This is a genomic window from Leptotrichia sp. HMT-225 (assembly GCF_030644325.1).
GTDB classification, from domain to species: Bacteria; Fusobacteriota; Fusobacteriia; order Fusobacteriales; family Leptotrichiaceae; genus Leptotrichia; species Leptotrichia massiliensis.
In genome coordinates this window covers 2194127-2215529 of the sequence record NZ_CP130323.1, presented here as the reverse complement: position 1 = coordinate 2215529, position 21403 = coordinate 2194127, and the positions used below count along the sequence as shown (strand labels likewise).

The 21403-nt window shown below is 29.1% G+C and carries 21 protein-coding genes; all 21 read left to right on the top strand.

The features are described 5' to 3' along the window. Positions 1 to 19: 19 nt before the first annotated feature. The 21 genes from QU666_RS10655 (at position 20) to QU666_RS10555 (ending at position 21326) form a co-directional block, all read left to right on the top strand. Complete coding sequence (locus QU666_RS10655; RefSeq protein ID WP_021768998.1) at positions 20 to 919, top strand: diacylglycerol kinase family protein; 900 nt, start codon at positions 20 to 22, stop codon at positions 917 to 919. Between the two features lie 597 nt (positions 920 to 1516). Beyond that, on the top strand, positions 1517 to 3106 hold the full coding sequence (locus QU666_RS10650) for a glycoside hydrolase family 57 protein (protein WP_021768999.1): 1590 nt from the start codon (positions 1517 to 1519) through the stop codon (positions 3104 to 3106). A gap of 1098 nt (positions 3107 to 4204) precedes the next feature. Next, positions 4205 to 4903 (top strand): 23S rRNA (guanosine(2251)-2'-O)-methyltransferase RlmB, encoded by a 699-nt coding sequence (gene rlmB, locus QU666_RS10645; RefSeq protein WP_021769001.1) that lies wholly within the window; start codon positions 4205 to 4207, stop codon positions 4901 to 4903. 208 nt (positions 4904 to 5111) lie between these two features. Continuing rightward, entirely contained in the window at positions 5112 to 5693 is a 582-nt protein-coding gene (locus tag QU666_RS10640) for a hypothetical protein (protein ID WP_021769002.1), read from the top strand. A 2-nt stretch (positions 5694 to 5695) separates the two neighbouring features. Further along, positions 5696 to 6001, top strand: a complete 306-nt coding sequence (locus QU666_RS10635; RefSeq protein ID WP_021769003.1) for a DUF1871 family protein — start codon at positions 5696 to 5698, stop codon at positions 5999 to 6001. 146 nt (positions 6002 to 6147) lie between these two features. After that, positions 6148 to 6387 carry a type B 50S ribosomal protein L31 gene (locus QU666_RS10630; protein WP_006806019.1) on the top strand — a complete coding sequence of 80 codons (240 nt, stop codon included), beginning with the start codon at positions 6148 to 6150 and terminating at the stop codon, positions 6385 to 6387. A 529-nt stretch (positions 6388 to 6916) separates the two neighbouring features. Beyond that, positions 6917 to 7237 (top strand): putative heavy metal-binding protein, encoded by a 321-nt coding sequence (locus tag QU666_RS10625; RefSeq protein WP_021769005.1) that lies wholly within the window; start codon positions 6917 to 6919, stop codon positions 7235 to 7237. Between the two features lie 65 nt (positions 7238 to 7302). Further along, positions 7303 to 8322, top strand: a complete 1020-nt coding sequence (aroF, locus tag QU666_RS10620) for a 3-deoxy-7-phosphoheptulonate synthase (protein ID WP_036070590.1) — start codon at positions 7303 to 7305, stop codon at positions 8320 to 8322. Between the two features lie 22 nt (positions 8323 to 8344). Next, a complete protein-coding gene (locus QU666_RS10615; protein WP_021769007.1) occupies positions 8345 to 9346 on the top strand; it encodes a M48 family metallopeptidase in 1002 nt (333 codons plus the stop codon). A 59-nt stretch (positions 9347 to 9405) separates the two neighbouring features. Continuing rightward, positions 9406 to 10281: a prephenate dehydrogenase gene (locus QU666_RS10610; protein WP_021769008.1), complete on the top strand. Its 876-nt coding sequence runs from the start codon at positions 9406 to 9408 to the stop codon at positions 10279 to 10281. Between the two features lie 25 nt (positions 10282 to 10306). Then, positions 10307 to 10906 carry a GNAT family N-acetyltransferase gene (locus tag QU666_RS10605; RefSeq protein ID WP_021769009.1) on the top strand — a complete coding sequence of 200 codons (600 nt, stop codon included), beginning with the start codon at positions 10307 to 10309 and terminating at the stop codon, positions 10904 to 10906. A gap of 139 nt (positions 10907 to 11045) precedes the next feature. Next, positions 11046 to 12137, top strand: a complete 1092-nt coding sequence (gene aroB / locus QU666_RS10600; RefSeq protein ID WP_036070593.1) for a 3-dehydroquinate synthase — start codon at positions 11046 to 11048, stop codon at positions 12135 to 12137. A 95-nt stretch (positions 12138 to 12232) separates the two neighbouring features. Then, positions 12233 to 13009, top strand: a complete 777-nt coding sequence (locus QU666_RS10595; protein WP_021769011.1) for a hypothetical protein — start codon at positions 12233 to 12235, stop codon at positions 13007 to 13009. Between the two features lie 16 nt (positions 13010 to 13025). After that, positions 13026 to 13562: a hypothetical protein gene (locus QU666_RS10590; RefSeq protein WP_021769012.1), complete on the top strand. Its 537-nt coding sequence runs from the start codon at positions 13026 to 13028 to the stop codon at positions 13560 to 13562. Positions 13563 to 13654: 92 nt separating this feature from the next. Continuing rightward, positions 13655 to 14662 carry a YhcG family protein gene (locus QU666_RS10585; RefSeq protein WP_036070611.1) on the top strand — a complete coding sequence of 336 codons (1008 nt, stop codon included), beginning with the start codon at positions 13655 to 13657 and terminating at the stop codon, positions 14660 to 14662. Between the two features lie 12 nt (positions 14663 to 14674). Then, positions 14675 to 15967 carry a 3-phosphoshikimate 1-carboxyvinyltransferase gene (gene aroA / locus QU666_RS10580; protein ID WP_021769014.1) on the top strand — a complete coding sequence of 431 codons (1293 nt, stop codon included), beginning with the start codon at positions 14675 to 14677 and terminating at the stop codon, positions 15965 to 15967. Between the two features lie 152 nt (positions 15968 to 16119). After that, the gene (locus QU666_RS10575) at positions 16120 to 16740 is read left to right on the top strand and encodes a Type 1 glutamine amidotransferase-like domain-containing protein (RefSeq protein WP_021769015.1); all 621 of its coding nucleotides are present in this window, start codon (positions 16120 to 16122) and stop codon (positions 16738 to 16740) included. Between the two features lie 27 nt (positions 16741 to 16767). Then, positions 16768 to 17865 carry a chorismate synthase gene (aroC, locus tag QU666_RS10570; RefSeq protein ID WP_021769016.1) on the top strand — a complete coding sequence of 366 codons (1098 nt, stop codon included), beginning with the start codon at positions 16768 to 16770 and terminating at the stop codon, positions 17863 to 17865. 295 nt (positions 17866 to 18160) lie between these two features. Then, positions 18161 to 19885 carry an arginine--tRNA ligase gene (gene argS, locus QU666_RS10565; protein ID WP_021769017.1) on the top strand — a complete coding sequence of 575 codons (1725 nt, stop codon included), beginning with the start codon at positions 18161 to 18163 and terminating at the stop codon, positions 19883 to 19885. A gap of 276 nt (positions 19886 to 20161) precedes the next feature. Continuing rightward, on the top strand, positions 20162 to 20452 hold the full coding sequence (locus QU666_RS10560; protein WP_021769018.1) for a hypothetical protein: 291 nt from the start codon (positions 20162 to 20164) through the stop codon (positions 20450 to 20452). Positions 20453 to 20471: 19 nt separating this feature from the next. Next, positions 20472 to 21326 carry a polysaccharide deacetylase family protein gene (locus QU666_RS10555; RefSeq protein ID WP_021769019.1) on the top strand — a complete coding sequence of 285 codons (855 nt, stop codon included), beginning with the start codon at positions 20472 to 20474 and terminating at the stop codon, positions 21324 to 21326. Positions 21327 to 21403: the final 77 nt, after the last annotated feature.

Here is a 21403-nt window from a genome sequence, read left to right as displayed (position 1 = left end):
ATAAAAAATAGGAGGAAATATGGAAAAACTAAAAAAGGCTATTTTGGTTTACAATCCAAAATCTGGAAATGCCAATATGATTTTAAGCAATTTTGATTTAATCACGACAAAACTGCTGGAAAAAGGGATTACATTGACACTTTATAGTATAAATAAGGATTATGACCTGTTTACAGAAATTTTAAAAAATGAAAAATATGATATTTTGATTTTATCAGGTGGAGATGGAACATTAAGCCGTTGTTTAAGCGAACTTTATTCTAAAAATATTGAATTTCCAGAAGTTGCAATATTTCCGACAGGAACATCAAATGATTTTGCAAAAGCATTGAAAATCGAAGAAAACATTGGGAACTGGATAGAAAAAATTACAGATAAAACTGCCAAAAACATTGATTTTGGATTAATCAATGGAAAAACGGTATTCTTATCTTCGTATGCTGGCGGACTATTTACCAAAATTTCCTACAATACAGACAAAACGTTGAAAAAAACATTTGGAAAAATTGCCTATTACATAAATGGACTTGGAGAACTTACAAATATAAAGACTTTTGACTTGGATATTGTGCTGGATGGGAATGAGACTATTAAGGAAAAGGCTATTTTATATACAATTTTGAATGGAAAAAGTGTCGGTGGATTTGAAAATGTAATTGATGAAGCCAGTATGAATGATGGATTTATGGATATTCTAATCGTAAAAAACATTGATAACCCGCTGGATATTCCAAAAATCCTAATAGACTTAATGAACAGCAACCTAACAAACAATGATTATATCCGAACTTTACAAGCCAAAAAATGCAAAATAAAAAAAGTTACTGAAGAAATTGACGTGAGCATTGATGGAGAAGAAGGGGAAAATATAGATGTAACAATCGAGTTTATTAGTGGGAAATTAAAAGTTTTTTGTTAAAAAAATTTATAATATAAGAAAACTTTAATTAAATAAGTTTTTTTTGTTTTTTGAAAATTTTGGGATTGAATTTTTTTAGAAAAAATGATATAGTAACTTTGAATAAAAAACCTGTTCAGGTTAGTGTAAAATTAAAAATGCGAGAAAAAGGCTTTATTCTTTATTGAATAGGGCTTTTTTTGTGATATAATTGTCTGTCAAGGAACGCAACCTTGATTACACTTTCTTGAACAGGGGGTGGTAATAATGGCAAATTGGGATTTGACTGTTTTGACAGTTATAATCATATTGTTTTTGATTTTTAGCAGTCAAAAATAGCAGTTGAATTCTTGTCTTATTGTCTTCACCTTTTGCCTGCCAGTTGAATTTAGCTGGCAGTTTTTTTGTAATTTTAAAATTATGTTGCTAATGAAATAAAATAGATTGATATGAGAAAATTTTGTTACAAGGTTAAAAATTAAAATGTGAAATGTCAGGTTATAATAAAAAAAGAAAGTTTAAAATTTCAGTAAACTTTCTATAAAAAAATTTTGAATTTCTGCGAAAATATGGTATAAATATAATATATAAAAATTTATAAAGTATGGAGGAAAAATTATGAATGGATATTTGAGTCTTGTTTTGCATGCACATTTACCTTATGTAAGACACCCAGAATATAAAGAATTTTTAGAAGAAGATTGGTTATACGAAGCAATTACAGAAACATATGTTCCTCTACTAGAAATGTTTGAAAATTTGACAAGGGATAATATTCCTTGGAATATGACCATTACAATGTCTGGGACACTTGTTAATATGATGAACGACAGTTTATTAAGGGAAAGATACGTTCGTCACATAGACAAATTGATTGAATTTTGCGAGAAAGAAGTGGAAAGACTTAGTCCATATCCTGATATGCTAAATGTTGCAAAACATAATTTATGGTTTAATACAAGGGCAAAACGAGTATTTGAAGAAAAATACAATAGAGATTTGGTTGGGGCCTTCAGAAAATTCCAAGATCAGGGCAATTTGGAAATCATTCCAGTTACTGCGACACATGGATTTTTACCAGTTATGAAAGATTATCCAGAAGCAGTTAATGCTCAAGTTTTTATGGCTAAAAAAGATTACATCAAAAATTTTGGAAGAGAGCCAAAAGGAATTTGGCTAGCAGAGTGTGCTTATTATCCAGGACAGGATAAATTTTTGGAAAAACATGGAATAAGATATTTCCTAGTTGATGCACATGGGATTATGCACAGTGATCCACGTCCAGTTTATGGTATCTACTCGCCAGTTTATACAAAAAACTATGTAGCTGCATTTGCCAGAGATTTGGAATCATCCGAACAAGTTTGGAGTTCTGAATCAGGTTATCCAGGAGACGGACTTTACCGTGAATTTCACAAGGATGCTGGGTATGAACTTGACTATGAACTTGTAGAGCCATATTTACACAGTGACGGAGTACGAAGAAACATCGGAGTAAAATACCATGCAATAACTGATAAAAAAGGAACTTATAAAGCAGTTTACAATCCAGAAGCGGCAGCGGCCAGAGCCAAAGAGCACGCCTACAACTTTGTATTCAACCGTTCAAAACAAATTGAGTTTCTGGCTTCAAAAATGAAATATAGAAAACCAATTGTAGTATCGCCTTATGATGCCGAATTATACGGACACTGGTGGTATGAAGGGCCAATATTCCTAGAATGGGTATTCAGAGCCACAGCGGAATCTAATTTTTCTACAATAACACCATACAAATATTTAGAGCAATATCCGACAAATCAAATAGTTGATGTAAGCATGTCAAGCTGGGGAGCAAACGGTTATTATGATGTTTGGATAGACGGCTCAAATGATTATGCCTACAGACATTTACATAAAGCCGCACAAAAAATGATAGAACTGGCAAACGGAAGAGAACCATACAACGAATTAGAATACAGAGCATTAAATCAGGCTGCAAGAGAATTATTAATGGCACAAACTTCATGCTGGGAATTTATAATGTATACTGGAACAATGGTTGGTTATGCTCACAAGAAAATAAGCGATCACGTTCACAGATTATTTAAAATTTATGAAGACTTCAAAAACGGAAGATTGGATGAAGGCTGGATAAGTGAAATTGAAAGCAGAGATAATATCTTCCCTGAAATTGAATACAGAATGTATAGAAGTGACTGGCTATAATTTAAATAATAAAAATTAATATAATTTAAAGGAGTGTTTTTTATAATTTTTTATAAGAACATTCCTTTTTAATATTAATTAAATTGGTAAATATTTTTATTTGATTTTAAGGTTAAATTGGTATAAAATATATTTAATGCTAAAACCTATTTAAAAAATAGAGATAAAATTCAATAATAATTAATTTGATAGTCTTGTTAAAAAAATCAAATCTAATTTTTAAGTATCTATCTTAAGGATTTTATTTAGATTTTGAAAAATTGCTTATTGTTAATAAATATTTTTTTATAATTCTATGTTTTTTTCTTTTTATATAAGCAAGGGAAATCAGTCGCCATTTCCCTTGCAACCCTGGCTCGTCTAAGCATTTTTTTGAAATAAAAACGAAACTCGCTGACGCTCAGACAGTCGTTTTCATTCCAAAAAATCACGACATTCTATATATATTCAAGTTTTTAAATTTGGAAAATATTAAATAAGCAAAATTTCGTTAAAGGAAAAATAACTGTCTGAGCGTAGTTTTACGCGAGTTTTATTTTTCCTTTATAAGAAAGATTTGCGTAAAGCGGGGTTGTAAGGGCATGGCGTCTGATGCCCTTACGTTAAAAAAAAATTGAATAAAAAAACTATTGTTAATCATAACTTATAAATAAAATTATAAAAATCCTTAAGATGGATACTTAATGATAAAATTTAATTAAAAGATATTTTAACAATTACATAGATTATATAACAATCGTATAAAAATAGCTGATTTTTTTGATTTCCACTATTTAAATGGAAAATAGTATAAAAGAGAAAAATTATATTTTCTAATTTAAGGTTGTTTTGATTAATGGTTTTTATGTCAAAAAATGCTTAGACAAGCCAGGGATAATGCATAGCACCTTTGCTATTATGTATTATTTGAATATATCAAAATAACCGTTATTGCGAAATGAAGAGAAATGGCGATTGATTTTCCTTGATTTAGAAAAAATATAAGAATAATTGAAAAAACAGTTATTAATCAAAATAATCTGAAAATAAAAAATTTAATAACTATAAATTGATACTAGAAAAAAATTTTTAATAGATAATAGAAAGAGAGAAAAAAGAATGGAGAAGATAATAGGAATAAATCCAGTGATTGAAGTGTTGAAATCGGATAAAAATATTGAGAAGCTGGAGGTTTATAAGAAGATAAAGAAGGAAACAATCAAGGAAATATTGAATTTGGCAAGTAGAAGGAATATAAAGATTTTTTATACTGATAGACGGACTGAAAATTCACAGGGGGTAGTGGCACTTGTTTCGGAATTTGATTATTATGTTGATTTTTCTGCGTTTTTGGAAAAGCTTTTGAGAAAAGAAAAGTCAAGAGTAGTTGTGCTGGATCAGGTTCAAGATCCGAGAAACTTTGGAGCGATTATAAGAAGTGCGGAGTGCTTTGGAGTGGATGGGATTATTATTCAGGACAGAAACAGTGTGAAAGTTACGGAAACAGTTGTAAAATCATCGACAGGGGCGATTGAGCATGTGGATATTGTAAAAGTCACAAATATTTCTGATACGATTGATAAATTAAAAAAATATGGATATACAGTTTACGGTGCAGAAGCTGATGGGCAGAATTATTATTATGAAGAAAATTATCCAGAAAAAACGTGTCTTGTACTTGGAAGTGAAGGAAACGGAATGCGAAAAAAAGTTAAGGAACATTGCGACAAAATTGTAAAAATACACTTGAAGGGTCAAATAAATTCGCTGAATGTATCTGTGGCTGGGGGAATAATATTGGCGGAGATGTCGAAATAGTAAGATTTGGAATTTTCTCATTGAAAAAAGTTAGTTAATATAAAAGTAAAAGTTATAAAATTCCGAAAAAAAATAATAGGAGGTCAAGATTCTTTCGCAGAGGATAGAGAAAAGTAAGAAAAATAAAAATATAAAAATATTGTATTTATTAGAAGTTTTAGACTTTTACAAATAATTAATAAAAAATGTTTGATAGGAGAGAATTTTAATGGAAAAGCAAAAATATATTTTAAATAATACTTATGGAATCAATGGGATAGAAAAAATATCTTTAAAGGAAATAATGAAAATTTTTTCTGTACCTGAAGAAGTAGAAATGAAATTGAGCGATGATAAAATAACAATATCAATAGATTTGATATATAAAGGATTGAAAATATACTATTCATTAAGTTACTTTGTTGAAAATCTTACAAAACCAGAAACTCAATTTTTAACTTTTTGTATGGAAAAGTTGTATTTAAACAATAGAGAAAGTATAAAAGTAGGAGATGAAATAAAGACAGTTCTTCCTAAAATAAGAAAATATCTTAAGAGAAACAATAAAAATGTTAAATTTGAATATGAGGAAGATAAGTATGCAGGGAGATATTTATTTGATAATGGAGAGATTGATATATTTTTTGAAAAATTTGGGAGTAAAAAAGTAATGGATGGTATAATGATAAGTTTGCCTTATGAAGATATATTGCCAGAAAATAAGGAAGTTTTGGCAGAAATTAGTAAAATAATGGAGATAAAGACTAAAATAGATGAGTTATTTTGGGAAAAATACAAGAGAGTTGATTAATTGTGAAATTCAAAAAGTATAATAAAAAAGAGGAAATATATAAAATAAAAAAACTTGAAAATAATATAAAAGAGATTATTGATTTTTGGGATCCAATCAAGTTATTGTCTTTTGCTCCACAGGATGAATACGATTTTGAAATTAAGCAAATTAGGAATAAAATGCTTATAAATAAAGATATTAAAACTGACGAATTGGCTCTTGTGATACAGACTGTATTTAAAAATGCTTTTGGAGAAGATGTATATTATTCTGATGAAAATATAGAGTTTGATATTGCAAAGAAAATTTTGAAGAAATGTATTTAAATATTTTCAAAATACAAAAAAATAGAATCTTATATATTTCATCTAAATTTTACTATATGGAGACTTGAAAATTAAAGAAAAATATGGTATTATTATATGAAATATTGAAAATAATCATAGTTATAAATAGAAAGGAGCATAGATACATGAAAAAAGATTTACATCCATCATACGGATTTGTAGTATTTGAAGATACAAGTAACGGAGAAAAATTCTTAGGAAAATCAACTAAAACTTCTAAAGAAACAACAACTTTTGAAGGGCAAGAATATCCAGTAATAAAAGTTGCAACAAGTTCAACTTCTCACCCATTCTATACTGGAAAATCTAAATTTGTTGATGAAACTGGAAGAGTTGATAAATTTAAGAAAAAATACAACTTATAATTTTGAAAATATTGAAAACAGGGATAACTTATTCTCTGTTTTTTATTTAACTTGATTTTTCTGTTAATATAATTTTAATGGTTGACAATATATTTAATATTTGTTATGATATATGAGATAATTAGTAGGATAGCAGGATAGTAGGAGATTAAATTTATTGAAAAATAAAAATTTTAAAAGGTAATTTAGTAGTTTAAAAAAGTAGTAGTGTTGAAGATTTGAAGGATTTACAAAAGAATAGAGATTTTATAGTTAATTGATTTTAAGTAGTTTTGAAAAAATATAAGATTTGAGATTAATTAAGTATAATTGCTGGATGTAGAGGTTTAAAATATAATAATTGCTTGATAATTTAAAATATTTTTATAATTTTGACTTATTTAAGTAAATTTTATAAATTTTAACTGTGTAAATAAACTATTAAAGTATCGTAAAATGTAGAAATAAATATTGTGTATAAATATTATCCTCTCCTAAAGTTATTTTAAGAGAGTTTTTTTTTACAAAAATTTAGAAAAGAGGTAAAAATATGATTATTACAACTACAAATGAAATTCAGGATAAGAAAGTTATGGAATATAAAGGAATCGTTTTTGGAGAGGTTATTTCAGGAATTAATATGTTTAAAGATATGGGGGCAAGTTTGAGAAATATTTTTGGTGGAAGATCTAAAGGCTATGAAGATGAGCTTTTGGCGGCAAGAGAAAATGCTCTGGAGGAAATGAAAACTAGGGCTGCAAATCTTGGTTCAAATGCCATTATTGGTGTAAAAATGGATTACGAAGTATTAGGAGCAGACAATGGAATGCTTATGGTAACTTGCAGCGGAACAGCTGTAGTTGTAGGTTAATTTAATATTGTACAGTGAAATCGTTTTATAATTTACGTAATGAAAATGGAATAGGAGAAAAAATGATGATTATTAAAGTAGATGGCGGAATAAGTGAAAAAATCTTGGAAAAATTGATAAACAGATTGGAAACGGAAAATAATGTAAGCGTTAAATTAATTGCTGGCAAAGAATATTCAATTTTAGGATTAGTTGGGGATATTAGCACAATTGATATAAAGCATATTCAGGCGCTAGATTATGTGCTGGATGTACAAAGAGTGCAAGAGCCTTATAAGAGAGCAAGTAGAAAATTTAAACCAGAAGATACTATTGTAAAAGTGGGAAATGTGGAAATTGGCGGAAATAGCCTTGTGATGATGGCAGGACCTTGTTCTGTGGAGAATGAAAAACAAATTATTGATACAGCGAAAGCTGTAAAAGCGGCTGGAGCAAATATTTTAAGAGGTGGAGTTGTAAAACCGAGAACATCGCCTTATGCCTTTCAAGGATTAGGAATGGAAGGTATTGAATTAATGAAAAAAGCAAAAGAAGAAACAGGGCTTCCAATAATATGCGAAGTTATGTCAATTGCTCAATTGCATGAATTTGGTCCACATCTTGATATGATTCAGTTAGGTGCGAGAAATATGCAAAATTTTGATTTGCTGAAAGAAGTTGGGAAAACAAATATTCCAGTACTGTTAAAAAGAGGATTGAGTGCAACAATTGAAGAATGGTTAATGTCGGCAGAATACATTTTGGCTGGCGGAAATGAAAATGTAGTTCTTTGTGAAAGAGGAATCAGAACTTATGAAACAGCGTACAGAAATGTATTGGACTTGAATGCAGTACCTATGATTAAAAAATTGACACATTTGCCAATAATTGTAGATTCAGCTCATGCAACTGGAAAATACTGGATGGTAAAACCTCTTGCAATGGCAGGGATTGCCGCTGGAGCAGACGGATTAATGGTAGAAGTACATCCTGAGCCAGACAAGGCATTGTCAGATGGGCCTCAATCATTGAAATTTGAAGTGTTTAACGATTTAATGCAGGACGTGGAGAAGATTGCAAATGTGTTGGGGAAAAGTTTTAAGTAAATTTATTAGAAGGTTGTAAAAAATGAAAAGAAAATGGCTATTATTACTAATTTTAATTTCTTCAATTAATTCTTTTTCTAAAGAAACTTATACTAAAGAGGAAAAGCAGTATTTAAAGCAAATTGAAAAAGGAGATAAGGATTCACTATTAAAATTAAGTGATTATTATTTTCGAAATAGAAAATTTGAAGAATCTGAGAAATTATTATTAAAATATGAAAAAGAAAATAATAACTTAGGAAATAGTAGAGAAACAAAAGAAAAAATTATTTCATTCTATAGATACTGGAGAGATTCAATAGTGCTTTCAGTTTTAAAAGTAAATATAGAGAAAACTAAAGAATTAGAAGAAAAAATTATTGAACGGTATAATGAATTAATAAAATCTGGTGATGTAAAAGCGTTAAATGATTTGGGAGAATTTTATATTTGGATAAAACAGGATGAAAAAGGAAATAAATTGTTGAAAGAAGCTGCTGATAAAGAATATAAACCAGCTCAAGAAACTTTGGAAAGACAGAAGAAGGATAAAAGTTTTGGTGAACAAAAATTACAAGAATATGAAAATAATTATAAGGAAACAGGTGATGTTAGAGATTTAAGAATATTAGCGTATTCTTATGTAAGTTTAAAAAAATATGATTTAGCAGAAAAAACTTATTTACAGTTAATTGAATTAGAAGACTATCAACCTGATTATGCTTCATTAGCCCAAATGTATGATTATAAAACTCAAAATTATGAAAATGCCATAAAGTATTATAAATTGGCAATACAAAAAATATCTAATAAAAAACAAAAATTTGATGCACGGGATTATTGGATTAGAATAGGAGATATGTATTTTTTACAAGGTAATTTTATTGAAGCTGAAAAGGCGTATAAAAATTCTATGGCGTTTAAGCATCCAAATGATGGTAAAACATACGAGCGAAATATGTTAATAGAAATTTATAAGTCGCAAGGAAGAACAGAGGAAATGAAAAAATTAGAAAAGCAAAATAAAAGTTGGTGGAATAATTAAAATTTTGATAGTGGTATTTAGATTGAAATAGCTGTTTATAAGAAAATTTGTAAAAAGGGGTGTTTACAATTTTAAAAAAAATAGAAAATTTGACAGTAACAATAGTTGGACTCGGAGTAATTGGAGCAGCTTTTGCACAGAGTTTTAAGGAAATGGGCATTAAGACTGTTTATGGGATTGATATTGATGAGGAAACAATAAAGAAGGCAGAAGAGAAAAATATTATAAATAAAGGTTTTTTGGAAACAAGAGAGCCTTTGGAAAAGTCGGATTTTGTGGTAATTACTCTTTATCCGAATTTGATGAAGTCGTTTTTTGTAAATAATATTAATTATTTTAAGGAAAACTCTATAATTACTGATGTTGTTGGAATTAAAGAGAAAATTATTAAGGATATTGATCCAATTATTGAGAAGAGTGGAAGAAATATTGACTTTATTTTTGGACATCCTATGGCGGGACGTGAGAAACGCGGGATTGATTTTGCGGACAATAGAGTATTTAAAGATGCAAATTATATAATTATTAAGGATGAAAAAAATAAAAAAGAAAATCTAGAACTGCTGTCGGAAATTGTTAAGCTGATGGGCTTTAAGAAAGTCAGTTTTCTTACAGCACAGGAACATGATGAGATTATTGCGTTTACGAGCCAGCTTACGCATGTAATTGCAGTTTCACTTGTAAATAGCGATAGTGAAAAGTACGATACAAATCGATTTATTGGGGATTCTTATCGGGATTTAACAAGGATTGCGAAAATAAACGAGGATTTGTGGGCAGAACTTTTTATGGGAAATAAAAAGAATCTTTTAAAAATGATACAGCAGTTTGAACGGGAACTAGATATAATAAAAGAAGCCTTAAACAGCAATGATTTAGGAACTTTAAAGGAAAAATTTATAATTTCAACAAAACGGCGGGAAAAAATTGATTAAGAGAGATTAATTTGGGAGGAATAAAATGGAAAATAATTCTGAGAAAAAGTATTTGAAAAAATTGATAGGAGATAACATTTATCTTTCTCCAATTTCTGTTGATGATGTTGAGGAATATGCTGAAATGGTTAATGATATAAAAGTTTCGGTTGGTTTGGGTTATCTTTCCTATACAAATATTATAGATTTTGAAAGTGAAAAGGAATTTTTAATTTCAGTAAAAAAAGAAAAAATGTTTGCTGTTAGACTACTTGAAAATGATGAGCTTTTGGGAAATATTGGATTTAATTCGTTAGATATTATAAACAGAAATGGTGCGTTGGGAGTTCTCATTGGAAATCCCAAATATCAGAGAAAAGGTTACGGAACTGAAGCTCTAAAGTTAATACTTGATTATGGTTTTTCATTTTTAAATCTGAGAAATATATCGCTAAGTGTATTTGAATATAATGAACCAGCTTACAATCTATACAAAAAAGTTGGTTTTAAGGAAGTTGGGCGATTGCGAAAAGCCTTAGAAATTATGGGAAAAACATACGATGTGATTATATTGGATATGCTAAAGGAAGAGTTTCAGTCGGTTTATATAAAAAGGGAACTTGAAAAAAGATATAATTTGAAATAAAAATTTATATAGTAAAATCATTTTAAATGTTTGAATTTGGTGGTTTTGCTATATTTTAATATACAAATAATTCGTTTTAAGAATTTATTTACATATTTTGATTAATAATTATTTATCAGAAGAGAGGATGGAGAAAATTATGGAAATATTGAATGTTGGACTGGAGGAAAATTCTTATGATATTGTAATTGGAAAGAATTTTTTTGAGAAATTTACTAAGTATATTAAAAAGATTTATAATGGGGAAAAATTATTTGTAATTACGGATTCTAATGTGGATAAAATTTACAGGAATCAGTATGAGAAGATGTTTAAAGGTTTTGATTATACAATTTATGTGCTGGAAGCAGGAGAAAAGAATAAGCATATCGGAATAATGCCTGGAATTTATTCTGCAATGGTAAATGCAGAGCTTACAAGAAAGGATATGGTTATTGCATTTGGTGGCGGTGTTGTTGGAGATATTGCAGGATTTGCGGCTGCCAGTTATATGCGTGGAATTGGATTTATACAGATACCGACAACGATTGTTTCACAAGTTGACAGCAGTGTTGGCGGAAAAGTTGGTGTTGATTTACCAGAAGGGAAAAATCTTGTTGGGGCGTTTCATCAGCCTAAGCTTGTTTTAATTGACAATTATTTTTTGAATACATTGACGGACAGATATTTTTACGATGGATTTGGGGAAATTGTGAAATATGGATGTATTTATGATAAGAAGTTTTTTGACAGACTTATGGAAATAGTGGAAACAGCAGGTGTTTCCTATGATGATGAAAATTATAAACAGAAATTGCGTGAACATCTGATGAAATATGTGAATGAGCTTGTTTACCGTTCATGTGAGATAAAAAAGGAAGTTGTGGAAAAAGATGAGAAGGAAAGTAATTTGAGAATGATATTGAATTTTGGACATACTATCGGACATGCAATAGAGCAGTTTACAAATTATGAGAAATATTCACATGGGGAAGCAATTTCTGCTGGAATGGTAGACATTACAAAAATTGGAGAGAAAAAAGGATTTACTAAAAAGAATGAATTTTTAAAAATTGAGAAATTGTTGAAGGCATTGAATTTACCGACTGAGATTGAATATCCGAAAGACAGGATTTCTGAAATTATGAAAAGAGATAAGAAAAGTACGAGTGGTGGAATTAATTTTGTAATTCTGAAGGAAATTGGGGAAGTTGAAATTAGAAAGATAGGGGAAAAGGAGATTTTTGAGTAAATTTTAGGTTGTAAAAATGAAAATAGTTAAGCAAAGGAACTGAAAAGGTCAGACGCTATCTGACTTAATTTGAAATATTAGAGGAGTGAAAAAATATGTTACAGGAAAATTTCAAAAAAGTTGAGAAAGCAAATTGGCTAAAAATAGTTTTTAATTCAGCAAAATTTTTGATTTCGTTATTAGTGTTGAATATAGGGATAGTTTTATTATTTACAGTCGAGATTAGCAGAAATTTTTATATTTCTACTGTTATGATTTTTATAGTTTTATTAATTATATTGGGGATAGTAGATTTCTTTGTGTTTTCGTATTATAAAAAGAAATATCCTAATATTTATTTTTACGATGATGGTTTTAGCGTAGGAAAAAATGAAAAAAATTATTATAAAAATTTGCAATATTTTCTTTCAAAGGAAGTATACATGGTGGGAAATACATTTACAGCCATTTTTTTCAAATCTAATGAAGGAAAGTGGGAAAAAATTAATGCAGGCGGGTATAAAAAAGATGCTTTTAATTTATTTAAAGAAGATTTTGTAAAACAGAATTATCCGAGTGCATTAGAAAATATTGAAAATGGTGGAAATGAGGAATTTCCATTTAGAAAATCACATAAATTAAGTTTCAGTCTTTTCCCAGACAAGAAGCAAATTGAGAATTTTGATAATTTAAAGAAAATAAAAATTTCAAAAGAAAATATTACATTTGATGATGAAATATATAACTGGGAAGAATATATAATTGGTGTAACAGATGGAGTGATATTTGTAAAGGATTTACACAATAGTATTATTTTAGCTTTTGGAAATGAAATGGAAATTTTCTGTGAAAATCTGCTAGTCTTTTTAATAGAAAAACTGAATAAAAATTAGATGAAAGGGATTATTTATGAAGAGATATTTAAATGGAATTTTATTTGCAGGGTTAAGTTCTATTGTTGCAGTTATGATTTGCTTAGGATTTTCGATGATTTTTTTAGGATATAAAATAATTTCTATAATTATATTTTTTATAGTTTTTTTTGGCTGGATATTTGGAATAAAAATTAAAAAGACAGAGACAGAAAGTAAAAATATTGCCAAACCTATACGTCAAAGTAAATTTGGAGCAAATGCTAAAAATGAAAATTTACTAAATCCAAAATATGAGGCTTTGCCAATGAGGGATATTACAAAAGGAATTCCTGTAATTACAATTTTTTCCATGATTGCAGTATACTTTGTTGATGTAGTTTTGGTAGCTTATTATTTGAAAAAAGAGCAAAAATTACCATTTCTAGAAGGTTTATCTTATTCGTGGATGGAAGTTTTTAAAATAAGTAATGAAATATATACAGATTGGGCTTGGATAATTTTAGTTGCGATTGTATCTGTAGTTGCTTTTATAAGAGCTGAGAAAAAGGAACAGATGAGTAAGGAGAATTAACTAGAAAGCGAGATTTTTGAGACATTTTCTCGGAAATTTAGGAGATAGTGTCCGATGAATTAAAAAAGGGATTTATAAAAGGGGGAGAAATAATGAAAAAGAGAGAAATTGAAAATATGGAAATAGTGAAAAATGTAATTGATTTGTTGGAAAATGCAAGGAAAAAAGTTGTTACAACTGTTAATCAGACGATGGTTTTGACGTATTTTGAGATAGGAAGAATGATAGTCGAGGAAGAGCAGAAAGGTGAAAATAGAGCAGAATATGGAAAGAAAATTTTAGAGATATTATCTGAGAAATTAACTGAAAAATACAAAAAAGGATTTTCAGTAACAAATTTACGACAAATGCGACAATTTTATGTAGTTTATTCGGAAAATGGAATTCATCAGACACTGTCTGATGAATTTAAATTGAGCTGGTCGCATTATATTAAATTAAGCAGAATTTCAAATCCTGATGAAAGGAAATTTTATGAAATTGAAGCTGTTAAAAATAATTGGAGTTTAAGAGAACTAGAAAGACAGTTTGATAGTGCGTTGTATACGAGGTTGAGTTTAAGTAGAGATAAGAAGAAAGTTTTGGAACTTTCGCAAAAAGGACAGATTATAGAAAAGCCACAGGATTTGATAAAGGATCCTTATATACTTGAATTTATAGGATTACCAGAACAGTCCAGTTATTCAGAAAGTGAACTGGAAGAAAAATTAATAAGTAAATTAGAAAATTTTTTATTGGAACTTGGGAATGGCTTTACATTTGTAGGTAGACAGAAACGAATATCTTTTGATGAACAGCATTTTTACATTGATTTAGTTTTTTATAACAGATTTTTAAAATGCTTTGTCCTAATTGACTTGAAAATTGGGAAATTAAAACATCAGGATATAGGACAAATGCAGATGTATGTAAATTATTATGACAGAGAAATGAAATTAGATGATGAAAATAAAACAATTGGAATAGTACTGTGTCAGGAAAAAAATCAGTCTTTGGTGGAATACACATTGCCAGAAGATAATGAGCAAATTTTTGCAAGTACATATAAAACAGTTTTGCCAAGTAAAGAGGAATTTATCAAAATTCTTGAGGAAGAATAGGAGGATTAAATTATGAAAATAAAAATAAAATCAAGCATATTAAAGGGTACAATAGAAATCCCGCCATCAAAAAGCTATTCACACAGAGCAGTAATTGCAGCGGCATTAGCTGAAGGTGGGAAAAAATCGAAGATTAACAATTTGAAGTTTTCAGTAGACATTACAACAACAACGGATATTATGGAAAACTGGGGAGCCGAAATCAATCGAGGGGAAAGTTCTCTTGAAATTATCGGAAATGGCGGAAAAGTTGTTCCGAGAGATAAATATGTACAATGTAATGAGTCGGGGTCTACAATCAGGTTTTTGATACCGATTGGGATTACAGATGAAAATGAACTAATTTTCGACGGAAAAGGGAAGCTGGTGGACAGACCGCTTGACTCGTATTATAGGATTTTTGATAAACAGGGAATTTTTTATAAAAATGAGAATGGTAAATTGCCACTTACAGTGAATGGAAAATTGAAGGCAGGAAATTATGAAATTGACGGGAATATAAGTTCACAGTTTATTACTGGACTTTTGTATGCTTTGCCACTCTTGGACGGGGATTCAAAGCTGACTATTAATAAGAATCTGGAGTCAAAGGGGTATGTTGATTTGACATTGGAAATATTGAAACTGGCAGGAATTGAGATTGTGAATAATGACTATAAGAGTTTTGATATAGGGGGAAATCAGATTTATAATCCATTTGATTATACTGTTGAGGGGGATTATTCGCAAGTGGCATTCTGGATTGTGGCTGGAATAATTTCTGCAAATAAGGATAATGAAGTGAAATGTCTGCATGTGAATAAGAATTCGCTACAAGGCGACAGGGAAATAATAGAAATTGTTGAAAGAATGGGAGCAGATATCGAGATTTTCGATAATTATGTACTTGTGAGACCTTCTAAAACTAAAGGAACAGTAATTGATATTTCGCAATGTCCTGATATTGGGCCAATTTTGACAGTATTAGGAGCCTTGAGTGAAGGGGAAACTAGGATTATTAATGGAGAAAGACTTAGAATAAAGGAGTCGGATAGAATAACTTCGATAAAGACTGAACTGAATAAACTTGGAGCGAATGTAGCTGAGGAAGGGGATAGCTTGATTATTCAAGGTGTAGAAGGATTTAAAGGTGGAGTTACAGTAAATGCATGGAATGATCATAGAATTGCAATGTCGCTTGCGATTGCTTCAACAAGATGTGAAAAGGAAATAATTTTGGAAGAGGCTGAAAGTGTTAGAAAATCTTATCCGCATTTCTGGGATGATTTTGTGAAAATGGGTGGAGAAATAGAGAAAGATTGTTAAAAAAATTTTCTAGAAAGATAAAGATTATTCGTAATAGAAAAATAAGTTAAAAATGGTAAAATTTAAAATGAAATTTTTTAAAATAGAAATAGAGAATTAATTGAATATGCGAATGTAAAATTTAATTAAAACTGTTAGGAAAGGGAATTTATATGAGTAAATTATTTTTGACATCATATTTAGCAGGAACAAAAAATTTAGTGAAAGAGTTTTTAAAAGATGTATTAGAAAAAGAAATTACGTTTGTTCCTACTGCCTCAAACACTGAAGATTATAAAGGATATGTAGACGAAGCTAAGCAGGCATTTTTGGAATTGGGATTTTCAATAAATATTTTAGATATTTCAAAAACAGAAAAACAAAAAATAGAAAATATATTGAAGGATACAAAAATTTTGTATGTATCAGGTGGAAATACATTTTATCTATTGCAGGAACTAAAACGTAAAAAAATTTTAGATGCTATTAAAGACAAAATTTCAAATGGAATGTTTTATATAGGAGAATCGGCTGGAGCGATTATTACTTCTAAAAATATAGAATACAATCAGATAATGGATAATAAGGAAATTGCTCCTGATTTAGATAATTATGAAGCAATGAATATTACAGATTTTTATATTTTGCCACATAATAATGAATTTCCGTTTGTCGAAAGTACAAAAGAAACTATAAAAATTTATGAAAATAAATTAAATTTGCTTCCAATAAGCAATAGTGAGGCAGTTTTGGTAAATGGAAAAGATTTTGTTGTAAAAAATGATGATAAATAAAAATTTGGAAAAATAGAAAGGAAAAAAATGGCAGCAAATTTTGGAAAAAACTATAAAATATCAATTTTTGGTGAATCACATGGTAGTGCATTAGGAGTAAATATTGATGGAATTCCAGTTGGGACAGAACTGGATTTGGAATTTATCTCGCAGGAAATGAGAAGGAGAGCGCCAGGAAGATCAAAATTGACAACACCTAGAGTGGAAAAGGATGAATTTGAGATTTTGAGTGGATTTTTTGATGGAAAAACTACAGGAACGCCACTTGCGATGATTATTAGAAATTCAAATCAGCGTTCAAAGGATTACAGCGAATTAAAAAGAAAGCCAAGACCAGGGCATGCAGACTGGAGCGGATTAAACAGATATAACGGATTTAATGATATTCGTGGAAGTGGGCATTTTTCTGGTAGAATAACGGCTTCATTGGTATTTGCTGGAGCAATTGCAAAGCAGGTTTTAAAGAATCAGGGAATTTTAATTGCAGCTCATATCAAATCCGTAAAGGATATTGAAGATAGGGACTTTATGGAAAGTGATATTACAGAGGAAAATATTGAAAAATTGAGAAATATGACTTTGCCTGTCTTGAATGAGGAAATTGTGGAAAAAATCGAGAAGGCTGTAGAAAAAACTAGGGAAGAAAAGGATTCACTTGGTGGAATTGTGGAAGTTATGGTTACAGGACTTCCTGCGGGAATAGGAGACCCATATTTTGAATCCATGGAAAGCGAGCTTTCTAGAATGATTTTCTCGGTACCAGCCACAAAGGGAATAGAATTTGGAGCAGGCTTTGGAATTACCGAAATGACAGGGTACGAAGCAAATGATGAAATGTTTTATGATGAAAAAGGTAATATAAAATCATTTACAAATAATAACGGTGGAATCATAGGTGGAATAACGACTGGAATGCCAATTTCATTTAAAGTAGCAATAAAACCTACAGCTTCAATCGAGAAAGCGCAAAAAACTGTGAATCTTGAAACAGAGCAAAATGATATTTTGGAAGTGAGAGGAAGACATGATCCAATAATAGTGCCAAGAGTAGTGCCTGTATTGGAAGCGGCTACGGCAATTGTGATTTTGGATAGGGTTTTGGAAAGTAAAAAAAGAGTATTGTAAAAATAATTATTTGATTTCAAAAGAACATTTTAAAATAGAGCTACTAAAAATTATATAAATCTAGTATTGAGTAAAATGGTAATAGCTTTTGAATTGAGTTTTAAGGCAGTTTTACTATACGAAAAAAGAAAAATAAATAGTAGTTACAATTTATATATAAATATTAAATAAACACTTCAAATTTTATTAAATTTATTATATAATAAGCAAGGAAATGTTTTTTATAAAAAAAGGATTATGCGTTATCCGTTAATTAACGTAAATTTGTGAAAGGAAAGGATAAAATGTTTAAATAATGGAATTATTAACAATAAAATTAAAAAAATTGTTTTCAGAAAATATAAATAATATTTTTGGTGCTGATTATGCAGAAAAAGTCGATATTCAGAATTCTACAAAAAAAGAATTTGGGGATTTTCAAACAAATTTTGCGATGGTTAGTTCAAAATTAATTGGTAAAAATCGACGAGAAATTGCAAATATGCTTGTAGATAATTTTAAAGAAAATGATATTATTGAAAAGTTGGAAATTGCAGGACCAGGGTTTATTAATATTTATTTGAAAAATAGCTTTTTAAATGAAGAGATTAAAAAAGTGGAAAATGAGAAATATGATTTTTCCTTCTTAAATACAGATAAAACTGTTATTATTGATTATTCTTCTCCCAATATTGCTAAAAGAATGCACATTGGACATTTGAGAAGTACGATTATTGGGGATTCTATAAAAAGAATTTTACAATTTTTAGGATTTCATACACTTGCTGACAATCATATAGGTGATTGGGGCACACAGTTTGGAAAACTTATTGTAGCTTATAAGAATTGGCTTGACAAAAAGGCTTATGAAGAAGATCCAATTGGTGAATTGGAAAGAATTTATGTACAGTTTTCTGATGAAGCTAAAAAAAATCCTGCTTTGGAAGATGAAGCTCGTGAAGAACTGAAAAAATTACAGCTTGGAGATGAAGATAATCAGGAACTGTGGAAGGAATTTATAGATATTTCACTAAAGGAATACAATAAAATTTATGATAGACTCGATGTAAACTTTGATTATTACTATGGTGAATCATTTTACAATGATATGATGCCATCTGTATTAGAAAAATTAAAGGAAAAAGGCATTGCACGTGAAGATCAGGGAGCATTGGTTGTATTTTTTGAAAATGATAAGTTGCCACCTGCAATTGTGCAGAAAAAAGACGGTAGTTTCTTGTACACAACTTCTGATTTGGCTACAATGAAATTTAGAAAAGATGAACTAAATGTGGATGAGGCAGTTTACTTGACAGATGATAGACAGCAAAATCACTTTAAACAGGTTTTTGAGATTGGAGAAATGCTAGGAAAACCTTATAATTATAAAAAGACTCACGTTGTATTCGGGATTATGAGATTTGGAGATGGGATGATTTTTTCTTCTAGAAGTGGGAATATAATAAGACTTGTTGATTTACTGGATGAAGCAAAAACTCAAGTTAAAAAGGTAATTGATGAAAAAAATCCGAATATTCCTGAAGATGAGAAAGAAAATATTGCTGAAATTGTTGGAAGTGGAGCTATAAAATATTTTGATTTAAGCCAAAATAGAACTTCTGATATAACATTTACTTGGGATAAGGTTCTTAGTTTTGAAGGAAATACAGGTCCTTACCTGCAATATACTTATGTTCGGATTATGTCGATTTTTAGAAAATTGAAGGAAGAAAATATTAATGTAGAAAATGAAAACATTATTTTAGAGGACATGACTGGTATTGAACGAGAATTAGCTACAGAGCTTTTAAGATTCCCACAGGCAGTAGTAAAATCCTATGAAAGTTATCGTCCAAACATAATAGCTGACTACTTATTTGATATGGCAAAATTATTTAATAATTTCTATAATTCAAGTTCTATTTTGAAGGAAAAAAATAAAAAAGTTATGGACGCACGAATTTTATTATCAGAAAAAACTGCATTTGTTTTAAAGGAAGGTCTTAGTCTTCTTGGAATTAAGACGGTAGATAGAATGTAAATTCATAAAAATTTTAGTTAAAAAAAGAAATAATATAAATTTTACTAAAAAAGAGAAATAAATTAATCAAAAAACAATTTTGATTTAATCGGGATTTAATAGTTATAGTGTATACTATATTTAGATCGATTAAAAGATCTGAAACCTCAATTAACCCCCCCTTTTATGGCCCTCTTTTTTAAGAGGGCTTTTTACTTTTTATACATCTGATGATTTTAGCATAAGAATCAACTGATTAATTAAATAAAAAAATTAAATATAGAAAAGAGGAGAACAATGGCAAAACAACAACAATTTCTTTATGATTATAGAAATGATCATAGTGGGGAAAGTAGTAGTAAATTAGTAAAAATTGCATTTATTTTGTTTATTATTTCAGCATTACTGGTGGCATTTTCACATTTTATTTTAATTGGAAAAAAAGCAAAATTTGAAAAAGATATCCCTGTACTTAAGGAAAATAAACAAAAACTGGAAAAGGAAGTGGAAGCTATTAATAATAGTATCAAACATAGTGAAGACACTTACAAAAAAACGGAAGCATTAGTAAATAAATACAAAAAATAATAAATGAGAGGTAAAAAAAATGAAAAAAGTATTATCAATTATTGGTATATTACTTGCTACGGCAGGATTTTTATACTCAGGAATACAAATTTTTGGAACAACTGGAAAATTTATGGAACATAATGGTTTACAATCAAATATAAAAAAATTAATTGAAGAAAAAAATAAAAAAACAGAACAACTTGCTGAGCTTACGAAAAAAAATACAGATATGAAAGCTCAATATGAAAAACTTAAGGCTGATAAAAAAATAAAAACAGTTTATTTAACATTTGATGATGGGCCTTCAGCACATACTGATCAAATACTTGAAATTTTGAAAAAAAATAATATAAAGGCAACATTCTTTATAATTGGAATTGGAAAAAATTACAATGATTACAAAAAAATAATTGACCACGGGCATGTACTTGGATTGCATACTTATTCGCACGAATATAAAGAAGTTTATGCAAACGAAGAAAGTTTCTTTAAAGATCTTTATAAAATAAGAGATGCTGTAAAATCAACGACTGGACTAGATGTAAAAATTACAAGATTTCCTGGTGGTTCAAGTAATGCAAAAGCATCAAAAGCTTTAAAAACAGCTATAATTAATAGAATGACAAAAGAAGGATATGTATATTTTGATTGGAACTGTGATTCAACAGATGCTTCTGGAAATAATGTACCTGTAGAAAAATTAGTTAAATATGGTGTTTGTACAACACATCCTGACATAAATGTCTTAATGCACGATACAAATGCTAAGAAAACAACTGTTCAAGCATTACAGCAAATTATTGATGGATATAGAAAAGCAGGATATACATTCGAAACTTTAGATGTAAATAGTCCAAAAATTCAGCATATGAAACAGCCTGAACTGAAATAACTAAGTAAAAAATAAGTAATTAAACATTAAAAATATGATATAATGTAGAAGTTGTTTAAATTTTGAAAAATTAATTT

Bases quoted from the DNA above. Each gene is read 5' to 3' on its own strand.
- QU666_RS10655 (WP_021768998.1), top strand. From the start codon at position 20: ATGGAAAAACTAAAAAAGGCTATTTTGGTTTACAATCCAAAATCTGGA.
- QU666_RS10650 (WP_021768999.1), top strand. From the start codon at position 1,517: ATGAATGGATATTTGAGTCTTGTTTTGCATGCACATTTACCTTATGTA.
- rlmB (WP_021769001.1), top strand. From the start codon at position 4,205: ATGGAGAAGATAATAGGAATAAATCCAGTGATTGAAGTGTTGAAATCG.
- QU666_RS10640 (WP_021769002.1), top strand. From the start codon at position 5,112: ATGGAAAAGCAAAAATATATTTTAAATAATACTTATGGAATCAATGGG.
- QU666_RS10630 (WP_006806019.1), top strand. From the start codon at position 6,148: ATGAAAAAAGATTTACATCCATCATACGGATTTGTAGTATTTGAAGAT.
- QU666_RS10625 (WP_021769005.1), top strand. From the start codon at position 6,917: ATGATTATTACAACTACAAATGAAATTCAGGATAAGAAAGTTATGGAA.
- aroF (WP_036070590.1), top strand. From the start codon at position 7,303: ATGATTATTAAAGTAGATGGCGGAATAAGTGAAAAAATCTTGGAAAAA.
- QU666_RS10615 (WP_021769007.1), top strand. From the start codon at position 8,345: ATGAAAAGAAAATGGCTATTATTACTAATTTTAATTTCTTCAATTAAT.
- QU666_RS10605 (WP_021769009.1), top strand. From the start codon at position 10,307: ATGGAAAATAATTCTGAGAAAAAGTATTTGAAAAAATTGATAGGAGAT.
- aroB (WP_036070593.1), top strand. From the start codon at position 11,046: ATGGAAATATTGAATGTTGGACTGGAGGAAAATTCTTATGATATTGTA.
- QU666_RS10595 (WP_021769011.1), top strand. From the start codon at position 12,233: ATGTTACAGGAAAATTTCAAAAAAGTTGAGAAAGCAAATTGGCTAAAA.
- QU666_RS10590 (WP_021769012.1), top strand. From the start codon at position 13,026: ATGAAGAGATATTTAAATGGAATTTTATTTGCAGGGTTAAGTTCTATT.
- QU666_RS10585 (WP_036070611.1), top strand. From the start codon at position 13,655: ATGAAAAAGAGAGAAATTGAAAATATGGAAATAGTGAAAAATGTAATT.
- aroA (WP_021769014.1), top strand. From the start codon at position 14,675: ATGAAAATAAAAATAAAATCAAGCATATTAAAGGGTACAATAGAAATC.
- QU666_RS10575 (WP_021769015.1), top strand. From the start codon at position 16,120: ATGAGTAAATTATTTTTGACATCATATTTAGCAGGAACAAAAAATTTA.
- aroC (WP_021769016.1), top strand. From the start codon at position 16,768: ATGGCAGCAAATTTTGGAAAAAACTATAAAATATCAATTTTTGGTGAA.
- argS (WP_021769017.1), top strand. From the start codon at position 18,161: ATGGAATTATTAACAATAAAATTAAAAAAATTGTTTTCAGAAAATATA.
- QU666_RS10560 (WP_021769018.1), top strand. From the start codon at position 20,162: ATGGCAAAACAACAACAATTTCTTTATGATTATAGAAATGATCATAGT.
- QU666_RS10555 (WP_021769019.1), top strand. From the start codon at position 20,472: ATGAAAAAAGTATTATCAATTATTGGTATATTACTTGCTACGGCAGGA.